This is a genomic window from Pseudomonas sp. S30_BP2TU TE3576 (assembly GCF_050436025.1).
Lineage (GTDB): Bacteria > Pseudomonadota > Gammaproteobacteria > Pseudomonadales > Pseudomonadaceae > Aquipseudomonas.
This window is the reverse complement of record NZ_JBNDLK010000001.1, coordinates 5,688,121-5,707,582: the sequence shown is the minus strand read 5'-3', so window position 1 is coordinate 5,707,582 and position 19,462 is coordinate 5,688,121. Positions and strand designations below refer to the sequence as shown.

Annotated in this window: 12 protein-coding genes and 1 pseudogene; 12 read left to right on the top strand and 1 reads right to left on the bottom strand. The window is 60.0% G+C overall.

The window, feature by feature from the left end; all coding sequences use genetic code 11:
* Positions 1 to 168 precede the first annotated feature (168 nt).
* From ABIA48_RS26140 to ABIA48_RS26100, 9 genes and pseudogenes are all read left to right on the top strand, one after another.
* Positions 169 to 519 carry a BON domain-containing protein gene (locus ABIA48_RS26140; RefSeq protein WP_057396657.1) on the top strand — a complete coding sequence of 117 codons (351 nt, stop codon included), beginning with the start codon at positions 169 to 171 and terminating at the stop codon, positions 517 to 519.
* A 49-nt stretch (positions 520 to 568) separates the two neighbouring features.
* Positions 569 to 901, top strand: a pseudogene (locus ABIA48_RS26135) (AAA family ATPase); the annotation flags it as partial.
* Between the two features lie 777 nt (positions 902 to 1,678).
* The gene (locus tag ABIA48_RS26130) at positions 1,679 to 4,576 is read left to right on the top strand and encodes an ATP-binding protein (RefSeq protein WP_429492393.1); all 2,898 of its coding nucleotides are present in this window, start codon (positions 1,679 to 1,681) and stop codon (positions 4,574 to 4,576) included.
* Positions 4,577 to 4,779: 203 nt separating this feature from the next.
* The gene (locus ABIA48_RS26125; protein WP_429492391.1) at positions 4,780 to 4,995 is read left to right on the top strand and encodes a hypothetical protein; all 216 of its coding nucleotides are present in this window, start codon (positions 4,780 to 4,782) and stop codon (positions 4,993 to 4,995) included.
* A gap of 119 nt (positions 4,996 to 5,114) precedes the next feature.
* Positions 5,115 to 6,632 carry an efflux transporter outer membrane subunit gene (locus tag ABIA48_RS26120; RefSeq protein ID WP_429492389.1) on the top strand — a complete coding sequence of 506 codons (1,518 nt, stop codon included), beginning with the start codon at positions 5,115 to 5,117 and terminating at the stop codon, positions 6,630 to 6,632.
* A 29-nt stretch (positions 6,633 to 6,661) separates the two neighbouring features.
* Positions 6,662 to 7,639: an efflux RND transporter periplasmic adaptor subunit gene (locus tag ABIA48_RS26115; RefSeq protein WP_429492387.1), complete on the top strand. Its 978-nt coding sequence runs from the start codon at positions 6,662 to 6,664 to the stop codon at positions 7,637 to 7,639.
* Between the two features lie 132 nt (positions 7,640 to 7,771).
* A complete protein-coding gene (locus tag ABIA48_RS26110; RefSeq protein ID WP_429492385.1) occupies positions 7,772 to 10,867 on the top strand; it encodes an efflux RND transporter permease subunit in 3,096 nt (1,031 codons plus the stop codon).
* A gap of 272 nt (positions 10,868 to 11,139) precedes the next feature.
* Positions 11,140 to 11,325, top strand: coding sequence for a hypothetical protein (locus tag ABIA48_RS26105; RefSeq protein WP_429492383.1), 186 nt, complete (start codon positions 11,140 to 11,142; stop codon positions 11,323 to 11,325).
* A 313-nt stretch (positions 11,326 to 11,638) separates the two neighbouring features.
* On the top strand, positions 11,639 to 14,485 hold the full coding sequence (locus tag ABIA48_RS26100; RefSeq protein WP_429492381.1) for a multicopper oxidase domain-containing protein: 2,847 nt from the start codon (positions 11,639 to 11,641) through the stop codon (positions 14,483 to 14,485).
* 170 nt (positions 14,486 to 14,655) lie between these two features.
* Here ABIA48_RS26100 and ABIA48_RS26095 read toward each other — a convergent pair whose 3' ends face one another.
* Positions 14,656 to 16,515, bottom strand: coding sequence for an ABC transporter ATP-binding protein (locus ABIA48_RS26095; RefSeq protein ID WP_429492379.1), 1,860 nt, complete (start codon positions 16,513 to 16,515; stop codon positions 14,656 to 14,658).
* 255 nt (positions 16,516 to 16,770) lie between these two features.
* On the opposite strand from ABIA48_RS26095, the gene ABIA48_RS26090 reads away from it, so the two are divergent.
* The 3 genes from ABIA48_RS26090 to arsJ all read left to right on the top strand — a co-directional run bounded on the left by ABIA48_RS26090 (position 16,771) and on the right by arsJ (position 19,434).
* Positions 16,771 to 17,121, top strand: a complete 351-nt coding sequence (locus ABIA48_RS26090) for an ArsR/SmtB family transcription factor (RefSeq protein ID WP_429492950.1) — start codon at positions 16,771 to 16,773, stop codon at positions 17,119 to 17,121.
* Positions 17,122 to 17,188: 67 nt separating this feature from the next.
* Entirely contained in the window at positions 17,189 to 18,193 is a 1,005-nt protein-coding gene (locus tag ABIA48_RS26085; RefSeq protein WP_429492378.1) for an ArsJ-associated glyceraldehyde-3-phosphate dehydrogenase, read from the top strand.
* Between the two features lie 11 nt (positions 18,194 to 18,204).
* A complete protein-coding gene (gene arsJ / locus ABIA48_RS26080) occupies positions 18,205 to 19,434 on the top strand; it encodes an organoarsenical effux MFS transporter ArsJ (protein ID WP_429492376.1) in 1,230 nt (409 codons plus the stop codon).
* Positions 19,435 to 19,462 lie beyond the last annotated feature (28 nt).

Here is a 19,462-nt window from a genome sequence, read left to right as displayed (position 1 = left end):
AGCGCTCTGACCGCAGGCAACGGCCGTACTATAATTAATGTCTGTCAATGTTTGCGTGGCGAGCGCTCCAAAACGAATCAGGTATCCATAGCGTTCACCCGACAGGCAGAAGGCAGCACAGCAAATGGGATGGACAGTACATCTGATTACGCGAGAGAGGGTTCAGCCATGAAAATTCACTCCTTCCAGCATTACTCTCATGGTCTGGAAATGGCCGTTCACGATGCATGGATTACCGCCAAGGTGAAGTCGGCCCTGGCATTTTCCGATCCGACCCTTAGCCTGCATATCAATGTCAAAACCCATGCGGGCAAAGTGGGGTTAAGCGGCCGCGTCAACACTCATAGACAGTGTGAACAGGCCATTGGTCTGGCCCGTTCGGTTCATGGTGTCGCCGAAGTCGATGCCAGCGACTTGCAGACCCATGTGTTCACGCCAGGGAGTTTTCCAGAAGCGCCCAACGCCGAAGAGAGCACTGAGCGCCGGCCACAATCGTCAACAAAGATGGACGACAAGTGATAATGGCAACTGTGTAGGCGCCGCGCTCCCAGTCGGGAACCGAGGGGGCGCCCGGCGTACCTTCGATCTTCGCCTGCCCCGTGCCGACCTGATCATCTGGCTCGATACACCGCGACTCACCTGTGTCACCCGGGTGATCATGCGCAGCATATTGAATCGCCCTCGGTCTGACCTGGCAGCAGGATGTACAGAGAAGCTCGACCGGGCGTTCCTTACCTTTCTGAACTTCGTGTGGAATTTCGATCGAGGCTACCGCCCAGGTATCGAGTCGGTGCGTCTGGCCATAGGCCCGCAGATTCCTACGGTGCACTTGCGGCATCGTCGGCAGATTGCCGTATTTCTTGATAACTTGCCCTCAATGTCTCAAACCTGTCTTGAATAGGTGGACAGCGGCACTCGACATCCAAGGTTCTGCAGAGACACCCGCACTCGTACGCGATGAGGTACAAGCAGAATTGGAGGCTATTATTAACGTCCGTCATGGGTCGACTGCTGCCCCTGGCCAGAGGCAGTAATCGGCCAAAGCAGACGGTCAACCTACCAAATGCAGTCGATCGGTTTTGCTAACACCTTCAAACCACCCGATTTAGAAACCCAAAACCACCCAGCTTTCGTGGACTGAGTGGTCTTGGGGCTGTCTTGCATGGTCAAGTGTGCATGCCAGTTCTTGGCAATCCTGACGATGCAGAAAGACATGCGCGATCCAACGATTCCTCAATTGACCGCTTTGATCGTTTTCGGCCCGTCGCGACAGGCTGTAATCGGCCGAGGCTGTGTAAAAACTTTTTAGAACACCCTTGTTGTGATTGAAGTCGCGAGGCGCGCAGGTCTCATCGTCAGGCAGAATCAAGACAAGCAAAATTGAGAGATACTTCAATATTGATGTTTTTGTTATTAGTTTTTGAGATCATTGAAAAGCCGTGATGTCACCGACCGGACGAACTGAGATTCAGGCGTAACTGCCCGTGTCAAGCCGAAGAAAGCTCGTGGCGTGAAGTTGCGCACGTGCCGGTTTCCGACCGACGACGCTTGGCTTCAGTGCCGATCAGCGTTGTCATGGGAGTAATGGCCCAGGACGGCAGGAACATTGTTTTTTCAACACTGAATCACGTGCGAATCTTCAGCGCACCACCCTGTTTTAAGTCTTTAGGAATCAACCGTGGCGCGTCCGCAGCCCCATCCGACCCCTGTCCTGCTTGACTTTGGCGAGTTCGAACTCGACGAGGCTAACGCTTGCTTGTTGCGTGATGGGCAAGCCGTGGCGTTGGCGCCGACCCCTTTTCTGTTGTTATGCGTACTCGCACGCCAGCCGGGGTCGCTGGTATCCAAGGACGCCTTGCTGGATGCCGTGTGGGGGCATCGTTTTGTCAGCGATTCGGTTCTCAAGACGGCCATCAGCGATCTGCGCAAGGTGTTGAACGATGACCCCAAGCATCCGCGTTTTATCGAGACTGTGTCGCGGCGCGGCTATCGTTTCATTGCCGTGTCGCTCCCTGCTGCTTCGATACCGACTACATCCACGGCGGTTACGGCGACCGACACGCATCCGTTTCCGTCATTCATCGGTCGCATTGACGAGGTCTCCAGGCTGCAACGGGCGTGGGAACGGGCTAGTGGGGGCCAGCGGGCCGTGATCTGGCTTGCTGGAGAACCGGGGATCGGCAAGACCACGTTGATCGAACATTTCCTCGCCGGCCTTGGCGCCATCACCTGCGCACGCGGCCATTGCATGGAACACTTCGGCACCGGCGAACCGTACCTGCCGGTGCTGGAGGCGTTGGCCGAGCTGTGCCGCAGTGACCCGACCCTGCCGGCGTTGTTGCGCGAAGTGGCACCAACCTGGCTGCTGCAATTGCCTTGGCTGAGTAGCTCGGAGGAGCGAGACGCATTGCGGCGCGAGCTGGCCGGCGTCGGCCCGGAACGCATGCTGAGGGAATTCGGTGAACTATTGGACCGCTACACAGAGCTGCGCCCGCTGTTGCTGGTGACCGAAGACCTGCACTGGAGCGACCGGGCGACGGTTCAGCTGATTAACTACATGGCGCGACGCCGTGGCCCCGCAAGGCTCATGTGGCTGTCAAGCTTGCGCCTTGCCGAAGTGGTGGCGCTCGACCATCCGCTCAGCTCATTGCGTCACGAACTGCGTCTGCAACGCTTGTGCGAGGAAGTGGTGCTCGACCCGTTCTCCGAAACCGAGGTCGCCGACTATGTGGCGCTGCGTTCTGCCTCTCTGGCACGCGATGAAGACTTCGTGCGCGCCCTGCACGAACGGACCGACGGCGTGCCGTTGTTCGTTTCCTCGATCATCAGTGAAGTGATGGATGCAAAAGAAGACGAAACCACCATCGAAGCTCGACTGGCGGATCTGGCGGTTCCCGACAACCTGGCCGCCATCATTGATCACTACATCGCCAAGCTTGGTCCTGAGCAACGTACACTCCTCTGCGCGGCGGCGGTGTGCGGGGCCGACTTCCGGGTTGAGACTGTTTCGCTGGCCCTTGAGCGCAATCTCTCTTCGGTGATCGGCGCCTGTGAGGAGCTGATGCGTGAGCAGGTATGGCTCACACAATCGCGGGCTCTCGATGTTGACGAGGCGGTAGAGCCTCCTTACTCGTTCCGACACGCCCTTTTTCGCCAGGTGCTGTATGACCGTACGCCGCGTTCATTGCGCATCGATCTCCATGGCCGGGTTGGCACTGCCCTCGAGCGCGAGCGCTCGGCCGGTGTGCCGGTTGCTGCCTCGGAACTGGCGATGCACTTCGACCGTGCCCGGCTGCCGATGATCGCGCTGCGCTACTACGCCGAGGCCGCAGAAGCCGCGCTAATGCACTTCAGTCCGGACTTGTGCATCGGCCTTACTGAGCGCGCCCTGATCTTGCTTATGCAGGCACCCGAAGGGACGGAGCGAGATACGTTCGAAATTACCTTGGCGACATTACAGGGGGTTTCAGCTTTCCACATGTTCGGTGTAGGTAGCGAAGCCAAGGGCGCTTTCGAACGGGCGTACACGCTGCTCGCGGATGTACCCGAGCACCCCATGCGCGGTCGCCTGCTACATGGATTCGGCTATCTGCTCGGGTTGCGCGGCGACTATGCGCAGGCGCTGGAGTTGGCCGAACGTGCCGAAGCCCTATCCTCCGATTCAAAAGATCCAGAGCTCATGCTGGCGGCGTGCATCGTGCAGGGCGAGGTGCATCACCTTCAGGGACGCACGAAAACAACTCGCAGTTGGCTAGAGCGCGCCCTAGCGATCGCCGAGCCATTGGATATCGTAGCGAATGAGATCTTTGCGGTAGATCCCCAGGTCATGCTGCACGGTATGCTGGCCATCGAGCTGGTGCGGTCTGGCCTGATTGAGCAAGGGCGGACCCATATGCAGCGGGCACGAATCCGCGCGCATACACTTCGACAACCTATGACTTGGTTGGTCGCTACCTGGCAGGAGGTGTTGGTCGAGGTACGAATGGGAAACCCTGTGCGAGTGGCAGCGCTGGCTGACGAAATGCAGAAGCTCGTCGATGAATATTCGCTTGCACTCGGACGTACGGCTTGCCGCTGGTGGCGCGGCTGGGCCGACGCGCGCAATGGTGCCCCCCACGATGGCTACCGACACATTCGTGAGGCCTACGAGGAACACACTGGACTTGGCATGCGCTCCGGTGCCAGCGAAGTACTCGGCTACGCCGCCGAGGCGCTGCTGCTGGCAGGTGATTACGACGCAGCGCACGTCGAATTGCAGGAAGCACTCCGGGTGGGAGAGGAACTGGGCGAACGCGTATACCTGCCGCAGCTGTTACTGCTGGAGGCCGCGATCGCGAGAGCACAGGGTCGGCCCGACGCTGGCAGCGTTGCGGTGCGCCGCGCAGTTGAGGAGGCTCGCGTCCAGGAAGCACCGTGGCTGGAGCTGCTAGCGCGGGTGCAGTTGTGTGAGCACTACGAGGCTACGGCCGAGGACCATCAGACATTGTCGATTCTGATTGACCAATTGCCCGAAACTGACGGAACCGAACTGGCGAAACATGCGCATTCACTGCTTCAGTCTGCCAAGTCGACGTGAAGCGACGGCGTACCCCCCATTGCCTGGTGAACTGATATCGCTCCCACTCAGCGTGAGCTAAAACCGCTTGGCCACAAGCGTTCCGGTGATCACCGTCTCTGTTTTGCGAGCGTTGTCCCGACCAAACCCTGACCTTTCGCTTACGACTCGACTCAAGGGGCGGCCTACGCTGTCGTCGAACTTTTTTGCCCCCCTGGTCCGTGATGAGCCTGAACCCTGAATCCAAGTACCCGAGCCGCCGCGCATACGTAGTCAAGTTGCGCAGTGATGCCACGCCGGGGGCCCTGATGGGCCGCCTCGAAAACCTGGTCACCGGTCGTCAACGCGAGTTCTCGTCTGCCGAAGAGTTGCTGGAGTCGATTGACTCGGATCTAGCGTCGGCCGTCAGTGAGCAAGCTGTAGACACTGACCGTGAGTGACTCCTTCCAACATAAACATAAATAAGCGCATGGCGACCGAACCGCGACGGTTCGCTGACGACTTCGCGCGCACCCGAACCTACGCTGATGCAACCTCGAATTTACACGAGCTCACTCTGATGTCGCGATTTTCCACTTCCCATCCGCTGTCCCATCACACCGGTCGGACAACCTTACAGCGCTTCGAGCGCACGACTGGCGTCGTAATTGCGGCAGCCCTTGCCACTTCGATCTCCCTCGCCCTCTCCGGTTGCTCCACGCCGGTCGTCCAGCCATCGGTTGACCTGCCCAGCAACTTCGCCGCGAGTACGGCCTCCGAGATGGAACCCGAGTCGGCGTGGTGGGAGGTTTACCACGACCCGCTGCTGACGGATCTGGTGCGCCGAGCCGCGCGGGAGAACCGCGACGTCAAGATTGCCGCCGAGCGCCTGCGTGCCGCGCGTGCCGGAGAAACGGTCAGCCAGTCCTGGCTGCTCCCGAGCGTCGGAGCATCCGTCTCCGGCAGTGACCGCAGCACTGGCTTCAATTCGGCAGTAAAACAGGGGTATCCGGATACCAAGACCGCCAGTGTGGGCTTGGACGTCTCGTGGGAACTCGACCTGAGTGGCCGTCTGCGAGCCGGCGCAGCGGCGGCAGACGCCGATGCGCTAGCCGCGGAGCACAGCATGCGTGGAGTACGCCTGTTGGTGATGAGCGATGTCGTCAGCAACTATTTCACACTGGTCGGTGCACAGCGCCAGGTCGCAACGCTGCGCGCAATTTCGGCAATGCAGGATGAGACGCTGCGTCTGGTCACCGCGCGTCAACAGGTGGGTCTGGCATCCGCCTTCGACGTCGAACGCGCGCAGACCGACGCCTTGTCGGCGCGGGCACAGATTCCGCCACTGGAAACCCAAGTAGCCGTGGCACGTCACCGTATCGCGGTGCTGATCGCCGACCAGTCTTTCAACACCAGGAACATCCAGCCATCGAGTGGTGATTTGGTCGACGTGCCCCAGGCCAAGCCCGGCCAGCCCGCCGAATTACTGCAACGTCGACCTGACGTACTGGCGCTGATGGCACAGCTCGACGCCGCCAATGCTCGTCGCCAGCAAGCGAAAGCTGAGTGGTTCCCGCAACTCTTTCTCGGCGCGTCCTTCGGCCGCCAGGGTCTCAACCTGAACGGTGCCGATCTCGGCGCTGCGCGCTTTACCAACGTCGCGGGCCTGCTGGCGATGCCACTCTTCAACGCTGGTCGTACGCAAGCGATCAACGAAGCGGCCGAAAGTGCTCAACAAGAGGCGTTGCTGCGCGCGGAAGACGGCATCGTACGGGCGCTCGAGGATGTGGAAAACGCCCTCGTCACGCTTGCGCAGGAACGCCGCCGTTCCGGGTCGCTGCAATTGGCCGCCGCGTCTGCGGAGACTGCCCAGAATCGCGCCCAGTCGCTCTACAACCGTGGGCAGATCGACCTGTTGCCTCTGCTGGATTCGCAGCGTGCGCGCCTGAGTGCACGCCTGAGCGCCAACGAAAGCAACACCCGACTACTGCTCGACAGCGTGCAGCTCTACAAGGCACTGGGCGGGGGCTGGCAGGTGTTCGAACAACCCTCCAACCCAACCGCATCTGCCAAAGCCGACCGGCCACCACTTTCCTAAGTATCTGTAGCTTCCAAAGAGGAACCGTCTTGAAGAACTCCCTTACTGCGGCCGGCGCCTTGGCCGTCGCCGCTTTGCTTTGCGCGTGCAGCCCGGATCAACCGTCCGTGCCGGCCCCAAGAGCGGTACGTACCGTTGAAATCAACTACGACAATGCCCGCGACGTCAGTCGCTACGTGGGCACCGTGCAGTCGCGGCATGAAGTCGAACAATCCTTCCGTGTGGACGGCAAGGTTGCCCAACGCAAGGTTGATGTGGGTCAGTTGGTGCACGAAGGCGACATACTGGCTGTGCTGGACGACAGCGACTACCGCCTCGCGGAGGAAGCATCGCAACAGCAGTGGGCTGCTGCCGTGGAGCAGACACGTCAGGCGGAATCCGATCGTCAGCGCCTGACTGCCCTGAAGGCTGACGGCTCGGTCAGTGCGGCCGACGATGAGCGTGCGCATACCAATGCTCAGACCACGCATGCGACCGCCGAGGCTGAAGCGCGAAAGCTTGAGCTCGCACGCAACCGGCTCAAGTACACCGTGTTGCGCGCCTCCCGTAGTGGCGTGGTCACGGCAGTACGCATCGAAGCGGGACAGATCGTTGCGCAGGGTCAGCCAGTGATCTCGATTGCGAATCCGGACGAATCCGAGATCGTCATCGATGTTCCCGAGGATCAGATGTCCGCCTTCAAGGAGGCGCGTTTCAAAGCCTCGCTGGCCAGTGCGCCAAACGAAAACCTTGACGTCACCTTACGCGAACTTTCACCACAGGCTGCGGCGCAAACACGCACCTACCGTGCTCGACTCAAGCCAGCCAAGGCACTACCACTGGGTGCCACCGCAACGGTCACGGCCGAGCGCGTGATGGCCAATGTCTCGGTGGCAGCGGGTGCCAGCGACGGCACTGACGCAAAGCGGTGGCCAGCCGGCGCTGTGGGTGGTCACACCCGCAGGCAAGGATCCGGTAGGCACTGTCGAACTGCTGCCCGTGGCGGTATTGGGATATCGCAACGATGAGGTGCTCGTCTCCGGGCCGCAGGCCGGAGTATTAGTCGTCACCGCCGGGGTGCAGAAAATGGCATCCGGACTGAAGGTCGCGCTTCCCGGCGCGGCGATTGTTGATGCGAACGCTACGCAGCAGGCCGCCCGATGAACAACTTCAACCTCACCGACTGGGCGCTGCGCCATCGCGCCATCGTTCTGTTCATGCTCCTCATTGTCGCGGCGGCCGGTGCCTTCAGCTTCACGCGGCTCGGTCAGCTCGAAGATCCGAATTTTTCCGTGCCCTCCATGACCGCCATGGTCATCTGGCCGGGCGCTACCGCCCAGCAGTTGCAGGACCAGGTCCTCAACCGCATGGAGAAAAAATTCGAGCAGATCGACAACTTCGAGAAGGTGGTTACCTACGCGCGGCAAGGTTACGCCGGCATGACGCTCACCGTGCGTGGCGGTACTTCCAAGGCTGACCAGCGCGAGGCCTGGTACCAGGCGCGCAAGAAACTCAACGACCTGAGGCTGGATATGCCCGACGGCGTAATCGGTCCGATCCTGAACGACGAGTACGGCGACGTATATGGCCTGATGTACGCCGTCAAAGGCGACGGCATTGACCACGCTGAGCTGTCGGACGCGGCCGAGGGCATCAAGCGCCAGATGCTGAAGGTGCCGATGGTCAAGAAGATCGATCTTATCGGCAAGCAGGCCAAGCGTGTCTACGTCGAGTTCTCTCACGAGCGCCTGGCAGCGCTGGGCATTACACCGCTGGCCATCGCCGATAGCCTCAAGAGCCAGAACGCAATGTTGCCCGCCGGCCAGATTGACACCCGCGGCGACCGCGTCATGGTGCGCGTGAGTGGCCAATTCACCGGCGAAGAGGCAATCCGCAACGTGCCCATCTCCGCGGGAGGCCGGCTGATCAAGCTCGGCGACATCGCGACCGTTACACGCGGCTTCGAGGATCCGCCGACCTACACGGTACGCCACAACGGCCAGCCGGTGCTAATGCTTGGCATCACAATGACCAGCGACGGCAACATCGTGGACCTCGGCAAGGCGATGGACACGGCAGTCGCCAAGATCCAGTCAGAACTTCCGCACGGCGTGGAGCTGGAGCTGGTGGCTGACCAGCCAACCACGGTGAAGGATGCAATCCTGGACTTCGGGCGTGCGCTGGCCGAGGCGCTGATCATCGTGATCGCGGTAAGTCTGGCCAGCCTGGGCTGGCGCGCCGGCCTCGTGGTCGCGGCCACGGTGCCGCTGGTGCTGGGCGGCGTGGCGCTGGTGATGCTGGCGATGGGCTGGAACCTCGAGCGCATCTCGCTCGGCTCACTGATTATCGCGTTGGGACTGCTGGTGGATGACGCCATCATTGCCATCGAGATGATGGTGGCGAAGATGGAAACCGGCATGGACCGAGTGAAGGCGGCCGCCTTTTCCTATCAGTCCACCGCCATGCCGCGCCTGACCGGCGCACTCATCACCGTCGTGGGCTTCCTGCCGATTGGCCTCTCGAAGTCCACCACCGGCGAGTATGCGGGTGGCATTTTCTGGATCGTCGGCGCCGCGGTGCTGTTCTCGTGGATCTGTTCCGGCATCTTCACGCCATACCTGGCGGTCAAGATGCTGCCCAATGACTTGGGCAAGCACCAGCACGGTGATCAGCACGACACAACGTTCTACCGCAACCTGCGCCGCCTGATCGACGCCGCCATCGAGCACCGCTGGGTGGTCATCGGTGCGACGGTGAGCGCACTGGTGCTTGCCCTGGCTTGCATCAAGTTGGTGCCGCAGCAATTCTTCCCCAACAGTTCGCGCCCTGAGCTGGTCATTGACCTGCGCGTTAAGGAAGGTTCCTCGTTCGCCGCGACGACCGAGCAGGTCAAGCACATGGAGGAGATCCTGGCGAAGGACGAAGACGTGCGCTTCTACACTGCCTACACCGGCGCCGGCGCACCGCGCTTCTACCTCTCGCTCAACCCCGAATTGCCGAACCCGGGTTTTGCCCAGTTCGTTGTAATGACCAGGGATTTGGATGCACGCGAGCGGGTACGTGCGCGGCTGGTGGCCTCGTCCGACCAACAATTCCCACAGGCGTGGGTGCGGGTGACCCGGCTCGAGTTGGGGCCACCTGTCGGCTACCCGGTGCAGTTCCGCGTGGTCGGCCCCGATACCCAGGTGGTGCGCAAGATCGCCCGCGACGTGGAGAAGGTGATTGCGTCCAACCCGAAGGTGCGCGACCTCCAGCTCGACTGGAACGACCCGGTGCGTACGCTGAAAGTGGAGCTTGATCAGGACAAGGCGAGCGCGCTTGGCCTCACGCCTGCCGACGTGTCGCTGGCAACCCAGACCGTTATGAACGGCGCAACCCTGTCGCAGCTGCGCGAGCGCGAGGACCTGATCGACATCGTGGCCCGTGCCGTGCCAGAGGAGCGCTTGAATCTCGACACCCTGAAAAACATCAATCTTTATACACGCCAGGGAACCGTGGTGCCGCTGTCACAAGTCGCACAGGTGCGCTCTGAACTGGAAGAGCCGGTACTGTGGCGCCGCAATCGCGACATGGCGATCACTGTACGTGCGGATGTGAAGGATGGAGAACAGGGTGTATCGGTGACGCAGGAAATCCAGCCGTTGCTTAAAGACATCGAAGCCAAGCTGCCGACCGGTTACCGCATCGATGTGGGCGGAGCGGTTGAGGAAAGTGACAAGGCCAACAAGGCGCTGTTCGCGGTGGCTCCGTTGATGTTAATCACCATCCTGCTGTTGCTCATGCTGCAACTGCAAAACTTCTCCCGCATGTGGATGGTGGTGCTGACGGCACCGCTGGGTCTGATCGGTGTGGTGCCGGCGCTGCTGGTGTTTCAGTCGCCGCTGGGCTTCGTCGCGATCCTGGGCATCATCGCTCTGGGTGGCATGATCATGCGGAACGCGGTGATCCTGATCGATCAAGTACAAATCGAGATCGCCGAGGGGCGCGACCCGTGGAATGCTGTGCTGGACGCCGCCATTCACCGAGCGCGTCCGGTGATGCTGACGGCGCTGGCCACCGTACTCGCAATGGTCCCGCTCACGCGTAGTGTATTTTGGGGACCGATGGCGATCGCGATCATGGGTGGTCTCACTGTGGCGACGCTGCTGACGATTTTTTTCGTCCCGGCGTTATACGCCGCATGGTTCAAGGTGGGTCGCCAGACGGCCGCGGATACCCAACAGGTACAGGGGAACACTGCGCTTGCCTCTAAGTGATGAGTGCCGTGACCTGTGCCCCCGACCTCACCGCTATTAGAGCAGTTTGTTAAGCGCCGTTTCTGAAAACAACCCAGGTCAGCCGTGAGGTACTGCGAACGTTACTGTCTTTCGCCCCTCACGGCTCACAGGCAAGACTGATGGCCGTAAATAGCTGCTGGCGACAGACTGCTATCGGCCAGGCGCAGGCCCCCAGAGGAAGACGTGTTCTGGCACATCGAGTGCACCCACGGCGCCGAAAAAGCTAGGTTGGTCTATTCCTGAAACAGCAGATGCCAAAACTCAAGGACATCGAAACGCAGTTGCACGATAACCCCGACCAACAAACTCCCCTCACCGCCCCTGATGCACGCTCAACGGCCAAGAGCGGCCGAGGCACCAAAATGGTCGGCTACAACCCCACGCGAATGATGAGTAACTTGGGTGTTCAAGGATTGCTCGAAGCGATCAGAGCATGAAACAAGCCCTTCACGTCAACCGGCGGCTGACACAGGCCGCTAAAGCGCCCCCTCCCCTACAATCGCACCCTTTATTGGGGGATATTCCCCGCCTTCGGGGCTTTCACCCCGGTTTCTCATGCGCCTGCTCAAAGCCGGCAGACAAGGAGGTATGGCGTAGAGCCACTGGTCACTTTCTGTCATTTTTGGCAGGAAAGTTGCGTCGTCAATATCCCTGCTCGAAATCCAACGTTTCGCCAGCCGGGCCAGGAAGTCGTGGCTCGTTGCCCCTGTATTGCCACGCGCTCCGAGGAACCCGTCAGAGGTGTTTGCGATGAAACTAGACACCGAAAGGTCGAAACCTAGTCCATTGTTCAAAACCAGGCTGGCGCTGAGTATCTCTGCTGCCGTGATCATGTTGGGGCTGGGCTTTTCCCAGACCCAGGCAGTCCCCCTCGACAACACCGATCCACCGCCCCCTACCGATCCATCGGCGTTCACCAATCCGCCCGCCGACCCCAATGCCGCATTGCGGGACTTGCTCAAGTTACCTCCCGCCAACGTCGGTGCCTTTGACTTACCCAATGGCGTGGTTGGTAACCGCCAGACCCCCTTGGTCGACAATGTGCTGCCACCCAATCTGCAACCCAGCTTCAACATCCCCACTAACGGCAATGCCAGCCCGGTGTTCGGGGCTCAACCCTTCACCCAGAAGCTTGAGCTTTTCGAGGAGTTCGGCTCGAACAAACTGGATCCGACCGACCCGCCATCACCCGTTCCGTTTCCCGTTCCGACGGTGGGCCCCGCCCCCGCGCAAGATCCATTGAACGTGGCGCGTAGCGGCCCGTCGCCGGATGCGCTGGACGCCTTTCTCAGGCAGCCGGCACTGACGCCCTTCCCGACAGAGTTCTCCAATGTCCTGGACCGCAACCCCTGGAAGGCGCAGATCGAGCTTTTCCTCAACCGCCGGGTCGACTCCCCCGCAGAAGGCCGGCCACCGGGAAAAGGCTGGTCGCACCAGCGTTTCAATGAGTTTCTCCCGCGCGATGCCTTCAAGACGGTGCAAGCCGGCGCACACGTCAACAGCGGCTTGCGTGATCGTATGCAACGGCATAACTACGCCGTGGGGGAATTTGCGCCAGGCGGGCTCTACCACAACACCAACGGCAACCCGGCCAACGAGGGCACGACCAAGGGTATTCAAGTGCAGTTTCACCCCAACTTCCCTGTCCAGGACCACAATGCGTTGTGGACATTCGACGGCACCTTTCCGCCCAAACTGCTCCTGGTGCGCTATGGCCAGGCGATGCTGATGCGTCATTACGATGCCTTGCCCATTGACCCGTCGGCCAACCGGGGCTTCGGCCTGCACACCCTCACCACCCATGAACATAACGGCCACTCGCCTGCGGAAAGCGACGGCTTTACCAACGCGTTCTTCTTCCCGGGCCAGTACTACGACTATCGCTGGCCGATCCAGTTGGCCGGTTACGACACCATCAACACCACTGCACAGGACCCACGGGCAGCGTTCCCGTGCGACCCCGGTGAAACCCTGTTCGTCAACGACGCCACTCCGGGCCTCAAGACCTGCAACAACGGCACCATCAAGATCCGTGGCGACTGGCGCGAAACCATGAGCAGCCACTGGTTCCACGACCACATGCTCGATTTCACCGCGCAAAATGTCTACAAGGGCAATGCGACGATGATGAACTACTACAGCGCCGTGGACCGTGGCAACGAGTCGGTCGACGACGGGGTCAACCTGCGCTTGCCCAGCGGTTCGGCGTTGGGCTGGGGTAACCGCGACTATGACGTCAACTTGATGATCGCCGACAAGGCCTGGGACCAGACCGGCCAACTGTGGTTCAACCCCTTCAACACCGACGGTTTTCTCGGTGACCAGGTGCTGACCAACTGGGAGTACAAGCCCTTCCTGGACGTACGTGCCCGCCGCTACCGTTTCCGCATTCTCAATGGATCGGTTTCTCGCTACTTCAAGCTGGCGGTGGTACGTCAGGTCAATGGTAATGGCGGCGAGTTCCCTGGCCCGAACGGCTCCGGGGTTTCCTATAACCGGGTGCCATTCCACTTGATTGCCAACGACGGCAATATCATGGAGCACGCGGTACCGTTCGATGGCAGCCTGGACCTCGATGGCGACGGTGACACACAGAACCACAATGCCATTCTGCCGATACAGGGCATTGGCGAGCGCTATGACATCGTCATCGACTTCGCGAAAAACGGCATCAGCCCGGGCGACAAGATTTTCTTCGTCAACATCGAGGAGCATGAAGACGGTAAGCGTCCAAATCGTGACATTCCATTGGCGGATGTACTCTCCGGGAAGTACCTGCCCGTTGTCAGGCAAACCAGCCACGGGCCACAGTGGGTCAACGGTGACCCGGGCGTGGGCCTGTTCCTGCAACTCAACGTCCAGCCTTACACCGGCCAGGATGTCAGCCTGAATCCGGTCGACTTCGAGCCCGCCAAACCTGGCAAGCCCGAGGGCAGGTTCATGATCCCCCTGCCCTTGCACCGTGATGACCCTGCCGATATCGCCCGGCTTGCCCAGGCGCGGCACCGCACCTTCATCTTTGGCCGCTCCAACGGCACGGATTTTACGCCCTGGACGATCAAGACCGATGGCGGCCCAGGCTTCCCCATGGACCCCCGCCGGATTTCAGCTGCGCCCCAACTGGCCACAGGCCCGACACCGGCCGGATTCAAGGGTGAAGGCACGCTGGAAGTCTGGAAGATCCAGAACGGCGGCAATGGCTGGAGTCACCCGGTACATGTGCACTTCGAGGAAGGGATCATTCTCACTCGAGGTGGCAAACCACCACCCGAATGGGAAAAAGGGGCGCGCAAAGATATCTACAATATAGGCCGCCATCCTGAGAGCCTCGACAATGTCGAAATGGCCATACGCATCCGTGAGTTTGCCGGTACCTACATGGAGCACTGCCACAACACTCAGCATGAGGACACGGCGATGCTGCTGCGCTGGGACTCTGAGCACCCGGGCCAGTTCCAGTTGATGCCCACACCCTTGCCCAGCTGGGACGGTGTGAAATTCGTGAACTCGGTTGCGTTACCTACATTCCGTACAGGGGATGGCGTCGGGCCACAGGTCAAGGTCAACAATGACCAAGGAAGTGGCAGCGGAGGCTAGCGTCGTCTATCAAACGGCCGGTCATGGCGTCGGCAAACGCAAAAAACCGCTTACATGACCGATTCAATCCCAAAGCCGCCTGTCATCACAGCCGGCTTTGGGTTGATTGCAGCCCATCGCGTCAGGCATCTATCGGCCAGAAACATGCCTTTGATTTACGCTGATCACGCTCACGCCTGATCCAACGCCTCGACCACTCCCTTGTCCTCCCCCAGGAACCCGCCGCTTTGATGCTGCCATAGCCGCGCATAGACACCGTTCTTCCCGAGCAATTCGGTGTGGGTGCCCTGTTCGATGATGCGTCCGTCATCCATGACGATGAGTCGGTCCATGGCCGCAATCGTGGACAGCCGATGGGCGATGGCGATCACAGTCTTGCCCTGCATCATTTCATCGAGGCTTTCCTGAATGGCTACTTCGACTTCCGAGTCCAGCGCGCTGGTGGCCTCGTCAAGAAGCAGGATCGGGGCGTTCTTGAGCATCACCCGGGCAATCGCGACGCGTTGGCGCTGGCCGCCCGACAGCTTGATGCCCCGCTCACCCACAAGGGTGTCGTAGCCGGTATGGCCTTGCCGGTCGCTCAGTTGGCTGATGAACTCATCGGCCTGGGCATTGGCCGCGGCGCTGCGGATTTGCGCGTCGGTCGCATCGGGACGGCCGTAGGCGATGTTGTCGCGAATGGAACGGTGCAGCAGGGAGGTATCCTGCGTGACCATGCCGATGGCGCTGCGCAGGCTGTCTTGCGTCACTTGTGCGATGTTTTGGCCGTCGATGCGAATCTCCCCGCTGTCGACGTCATAGAAGCGCAGCAGCAAGTTGATAAGCGTGGATTTGCCGGCGCCAGAGCGGCCAACCAGGCCGATTTTTTCGCCCGGGCGAATGTTCAGGCTCAGGCCATCGAGCACCTGGCGTTCGCCATTGTAGTTGAAGCTCACCTTATCGAACGTTACCGCGCCACCGGAGGTCACTAGCACGCCGGCACCCGGCGCGTCCTGCACCTTGGTGCCCAAGGTCAGCGTCGCCATGCCATCCTGTACGGTGCCGATGCTCTCGAACAGCGAGGTCATTTGCCACATGATCCAGTTCGACATGCCATTGATACGCAACGCCATGGCGATGATTGCCGCCACGGCACCTGCGCCGACCTCACCCTGGTGCCATAGCCACAGGGCATAACCACCTGCTGCCATGATCAACGCCACCACCAATGCCTGGTTAACGATCTCGAACTGGCTTACCAGGCGCATCTGGCGAAAGCCGGTTTGCTTGAAATCCTCCATCGCTGCACGCGCGAAGTGCGCTTCACGATTGGAGTGGGAGAACAGCTTCACCGTAGAGATATTCGTGTAGGCGTCTGCAATACGCCCGGTCATCATCGACCGCGCATTCGCCTGTTCCTGCCCGACTTTTCCCAGACGGGGCACGAAGTACAGCATGGCCAGGCCGAACAACACGACCCAGGCAACGAAAGGCAGCATCAGTTTCAGAGCGAAGCCGCCGGCCAGTGCGATGATCGCAATGAAATACACGCCGATCCCGGGTGCGATTTCGATAAGGGTGAATAGCACGTCGCGCACCGCTAGCGCAGTCTGCATCACCTTGGTCGTGACTCGGCCGGAAAACTCATCGGAAAAAAACGAGAGGCTTTGTCGCAGCATCAGGCGATGGAAGTCCCAGCGCAGCCGCAACGGCAAGTTAATCGCTAATATCTGGTGCTGCACCATGGTGCGCAACGCCACCAGACCGACACTGGTCACCATTACGATGCCCATACCCCACAACACGCGACTTTCCTGCGCAGCCGCTTCACCGCCTGCCTGCCAGGTCGAGAGCAGGTCCACGACCTGCCCGAGGAAGGAAAACAGCCAGGCTTCGTAAATCGACACAGCGGCACTTAGTAGCGCAAGCGCAAGGATGTAACCGCGGGCGCCCCGCGTACAGGCCCACAGGAAGCGAGCCAGACCGTCGGGTGGCGGGGGTACCTCGTCAGGAGGAAAGGGGTCGAGCCTTCGTTCAAACGCACGAAGCATAGTGTTCTCCAAAACGATCAAATTGAGGAGATTCTGCCATTGAACGGTTACTTTGAGGGTTTTGCGAAGTTGAGGTCTGGCGCTGTTTGCAGGTCGCGCTGAGGATTGGATTGCCGGGCGCGGGCTCTCATACGTTGCCAGAGACCCGGTCGGCAGGGATAAATCGGTCGGTATCGGCCGATTGTGTTGAAAAAGTCGGCTTTCTCATTTCAACAATATCTGTATATTCGCATTCTCGAATATACGAGCCGTGCTATGAGCCTCCTGCCTGCCACTGTCTTCAAATGCCTGGGTGATGAAACCCGCACCAGAATCATGCTGATGCTCTGTGCACAAGGCGAACTCTGCGTGTGTGAACTGATCTGGGCGCTGGACGACAGTCAATCCAAGGTTTCACGCCACCTTGCTCAGTTGCGCGCCTGCGGCCTGCTCGAAAATCGCCGTCAAGATCAATGGATTTACTATCGAGTGCACCCTGAACTTTCACAGTGGGTCGTCGACATACTCCAGGTGACACTCGAAGCCAACCGACACTGGCTGAGCCGGGACGAAAAACGCCTTGATCAGATGGGTGGCCGCCCTGAGCGCAGGGCTGTCTGCTGCTAACGTAACAGCCAATTCAATCAGGCCAGTCCTGCCCCTCCGAAGACAGCACACGAAAGAGAACAACGCTATGAGCATCAGAATAGGAATCAACGGTTTCGGTCGAATCGGTCGTCTTGCCTTGCGCGCGGCCTGGCACTGGCCTGAGTTTGAATTCGTGCAAATCAATGACCCTTCTGGCGACGCTATCACTCATGCGCATCTGCTCAATTTCGACTCGGTGCACGGCCGTTGGCACAACGAAGCCAGCGCCGATGGCGATTATGTGGTCATTGACGGTCGACGCATGCGGGTGACCGCCAACAAATCCATCGCCGACACTGACTGGTCCGGCTGTGACCTGGTCATCGAGGCCAGTGGCAAAATGAAGACCGTTGACGTGCTTCAGGCGTATCTGGAACAAGGTGTGAAGCGCGTGGTGGTTTGTGCTCCGGTGAAGGAACAGGGGGCGCTGAACATCGTCATGGGCGTCAATCAGCACCTGTTCGATCCGGCGCAGCACCGTATTGTTACCGCTGCATCCTGCACCACCAATTGCCTGGCTCCAGTGGTCAAAGTGATCCACGAAAACCTGGGTATTCGCCATGGCTCTATCACCACGATCCACGACCTGACCAATACCCAAAGTATTCTCGATCAGCCGCACAAGGACCTGCGTCGAGCCCGTGCTTCGGGTATGAGCCTGATCCCGACCAGTACCGGGTCGGCGACAGCAATTGCCGAGATTTTTCCAGAGTTGCGTGGCCGCCTGAACGGCCACGCCGTGCGCGTACCGCTGGCCAATGCCTCTCTTACCGACTGCGTATTTGAGGTGGAACGCGAGACCTCGGTGGATGAGGTCAATGCCCTGCTCAAAGCGGCGGCCGCTGGCCCGCTGATAAACATCCTCGGCTATGAGGAGCGTCCGCTGGTTTCGATCGACTACCGCACCGATCCGCGTTCCTCGATCATTGATGCACTCTCGACCATGGTGGTGAACGGCACTCAAGTGAAAATCTACGCGTGGTACGACAACGAGTGGGGGTACGCCAACCGTGTTGTCGAACTGGCCAGGCTGGTTGGTTTGGCCGGTTAACAGGAGCGATCATGAAGGCGTTGTCAGCCCTTTCCCCGGAAGTTCGGCAATACCTGCTAGTCACCGGCAATTACTGGGCCTTCACCCTCACCGATGGTGCACTGCGCATGTTGGTGGTGCTGCATTTCCACACATTGGGCTACTCGCCGCTGCAAATTGCCGCGCTGTTCCTGTTTTACGAGATCTTCGGCGTCATCACCAACCTGGTGGGTGGCTACCTCGGCGCTCGCCTGGGCTTGAATCGCACGATGAACATCGGTTTGGGGCTCCAGGTGGCCGCCTTGCTGATGCTCACAGTGCCAGCCGCCTGGCTAACCATCCCTTGGGTGATGGGCGCTCAAGCGTTGTCCGGTATCGCCAAAGACCTCAACAAGATGAGTGCCAAGAGTTCGATCAAGCTTCTGGTACCCAACCAGCAGCAGGGCACGCTTTATCAGTGGATAGCTATCCTCACCGGCTCAAAAAACGCCCTCAAGGGTATGGGCTTCTTCTTGGGCGGCGCCTTACTGGCATGGCTGACTTTCAGAGGGGCGGTGCTACTGATGGCAACGGTATTGGCGCTGGTCTGGATTGCGAGCCTGCTCCTGCTGAAAAAGGACCTGGGCAAAGCCAAGGCCAAGCCGAAGTTCCGCGAGATGCTTTCCAAGAGCCGAGCGATCAACATCCTCTCGGCAGCGCGGCTGTTTCTCTTTGGTGCTCGCGATGTGTGGTTTGTCGTCGCTTTGCCGGTGTACCTGAGTGAGGTATTTGGCTGGGACTTTTGGTGGGTGGGTGGATTTCTGGCGGCTTGGGTCATCGGTTATGGCATCGTCCAGTCTCTCGCCCCGAACATCACCGGGAAGAAGCATGGCCACGTCCCGGATGGGCGAGCGGCCTTCGTTTGGGCGGCGTTGCTGGCCGGCCTGCCGGCGGCCATCGCCCTCGGTCTCTCGGCGGGCTGGTCGCCCCAGACTGTACTCCTGAGTGGGTTGATGATCTTCGGTGCGCTGTTTGCGGTGAACTCATCCTTGCACAGCTACCTGATCGTCTCCTATGCCAAAGAGGACGGAGTATCGCTGGACGTTGGTTTCTACTACATGTCCAACGCTCTGGGGCGGCTGCTCGGCACCGTGCTGTCCGGCTGGATTTACCAGACCTATGGGCTGGGGGCTTGTCTGTGGGTGTCCACGGCGTTTGTAATATTGGCCGCTCTGATTTCAATCGCCTTGCCCAGGCACGCCGAAGCAATACCATCGACATGACGAGATGCCGCTGGCTGAATGCGAGCGG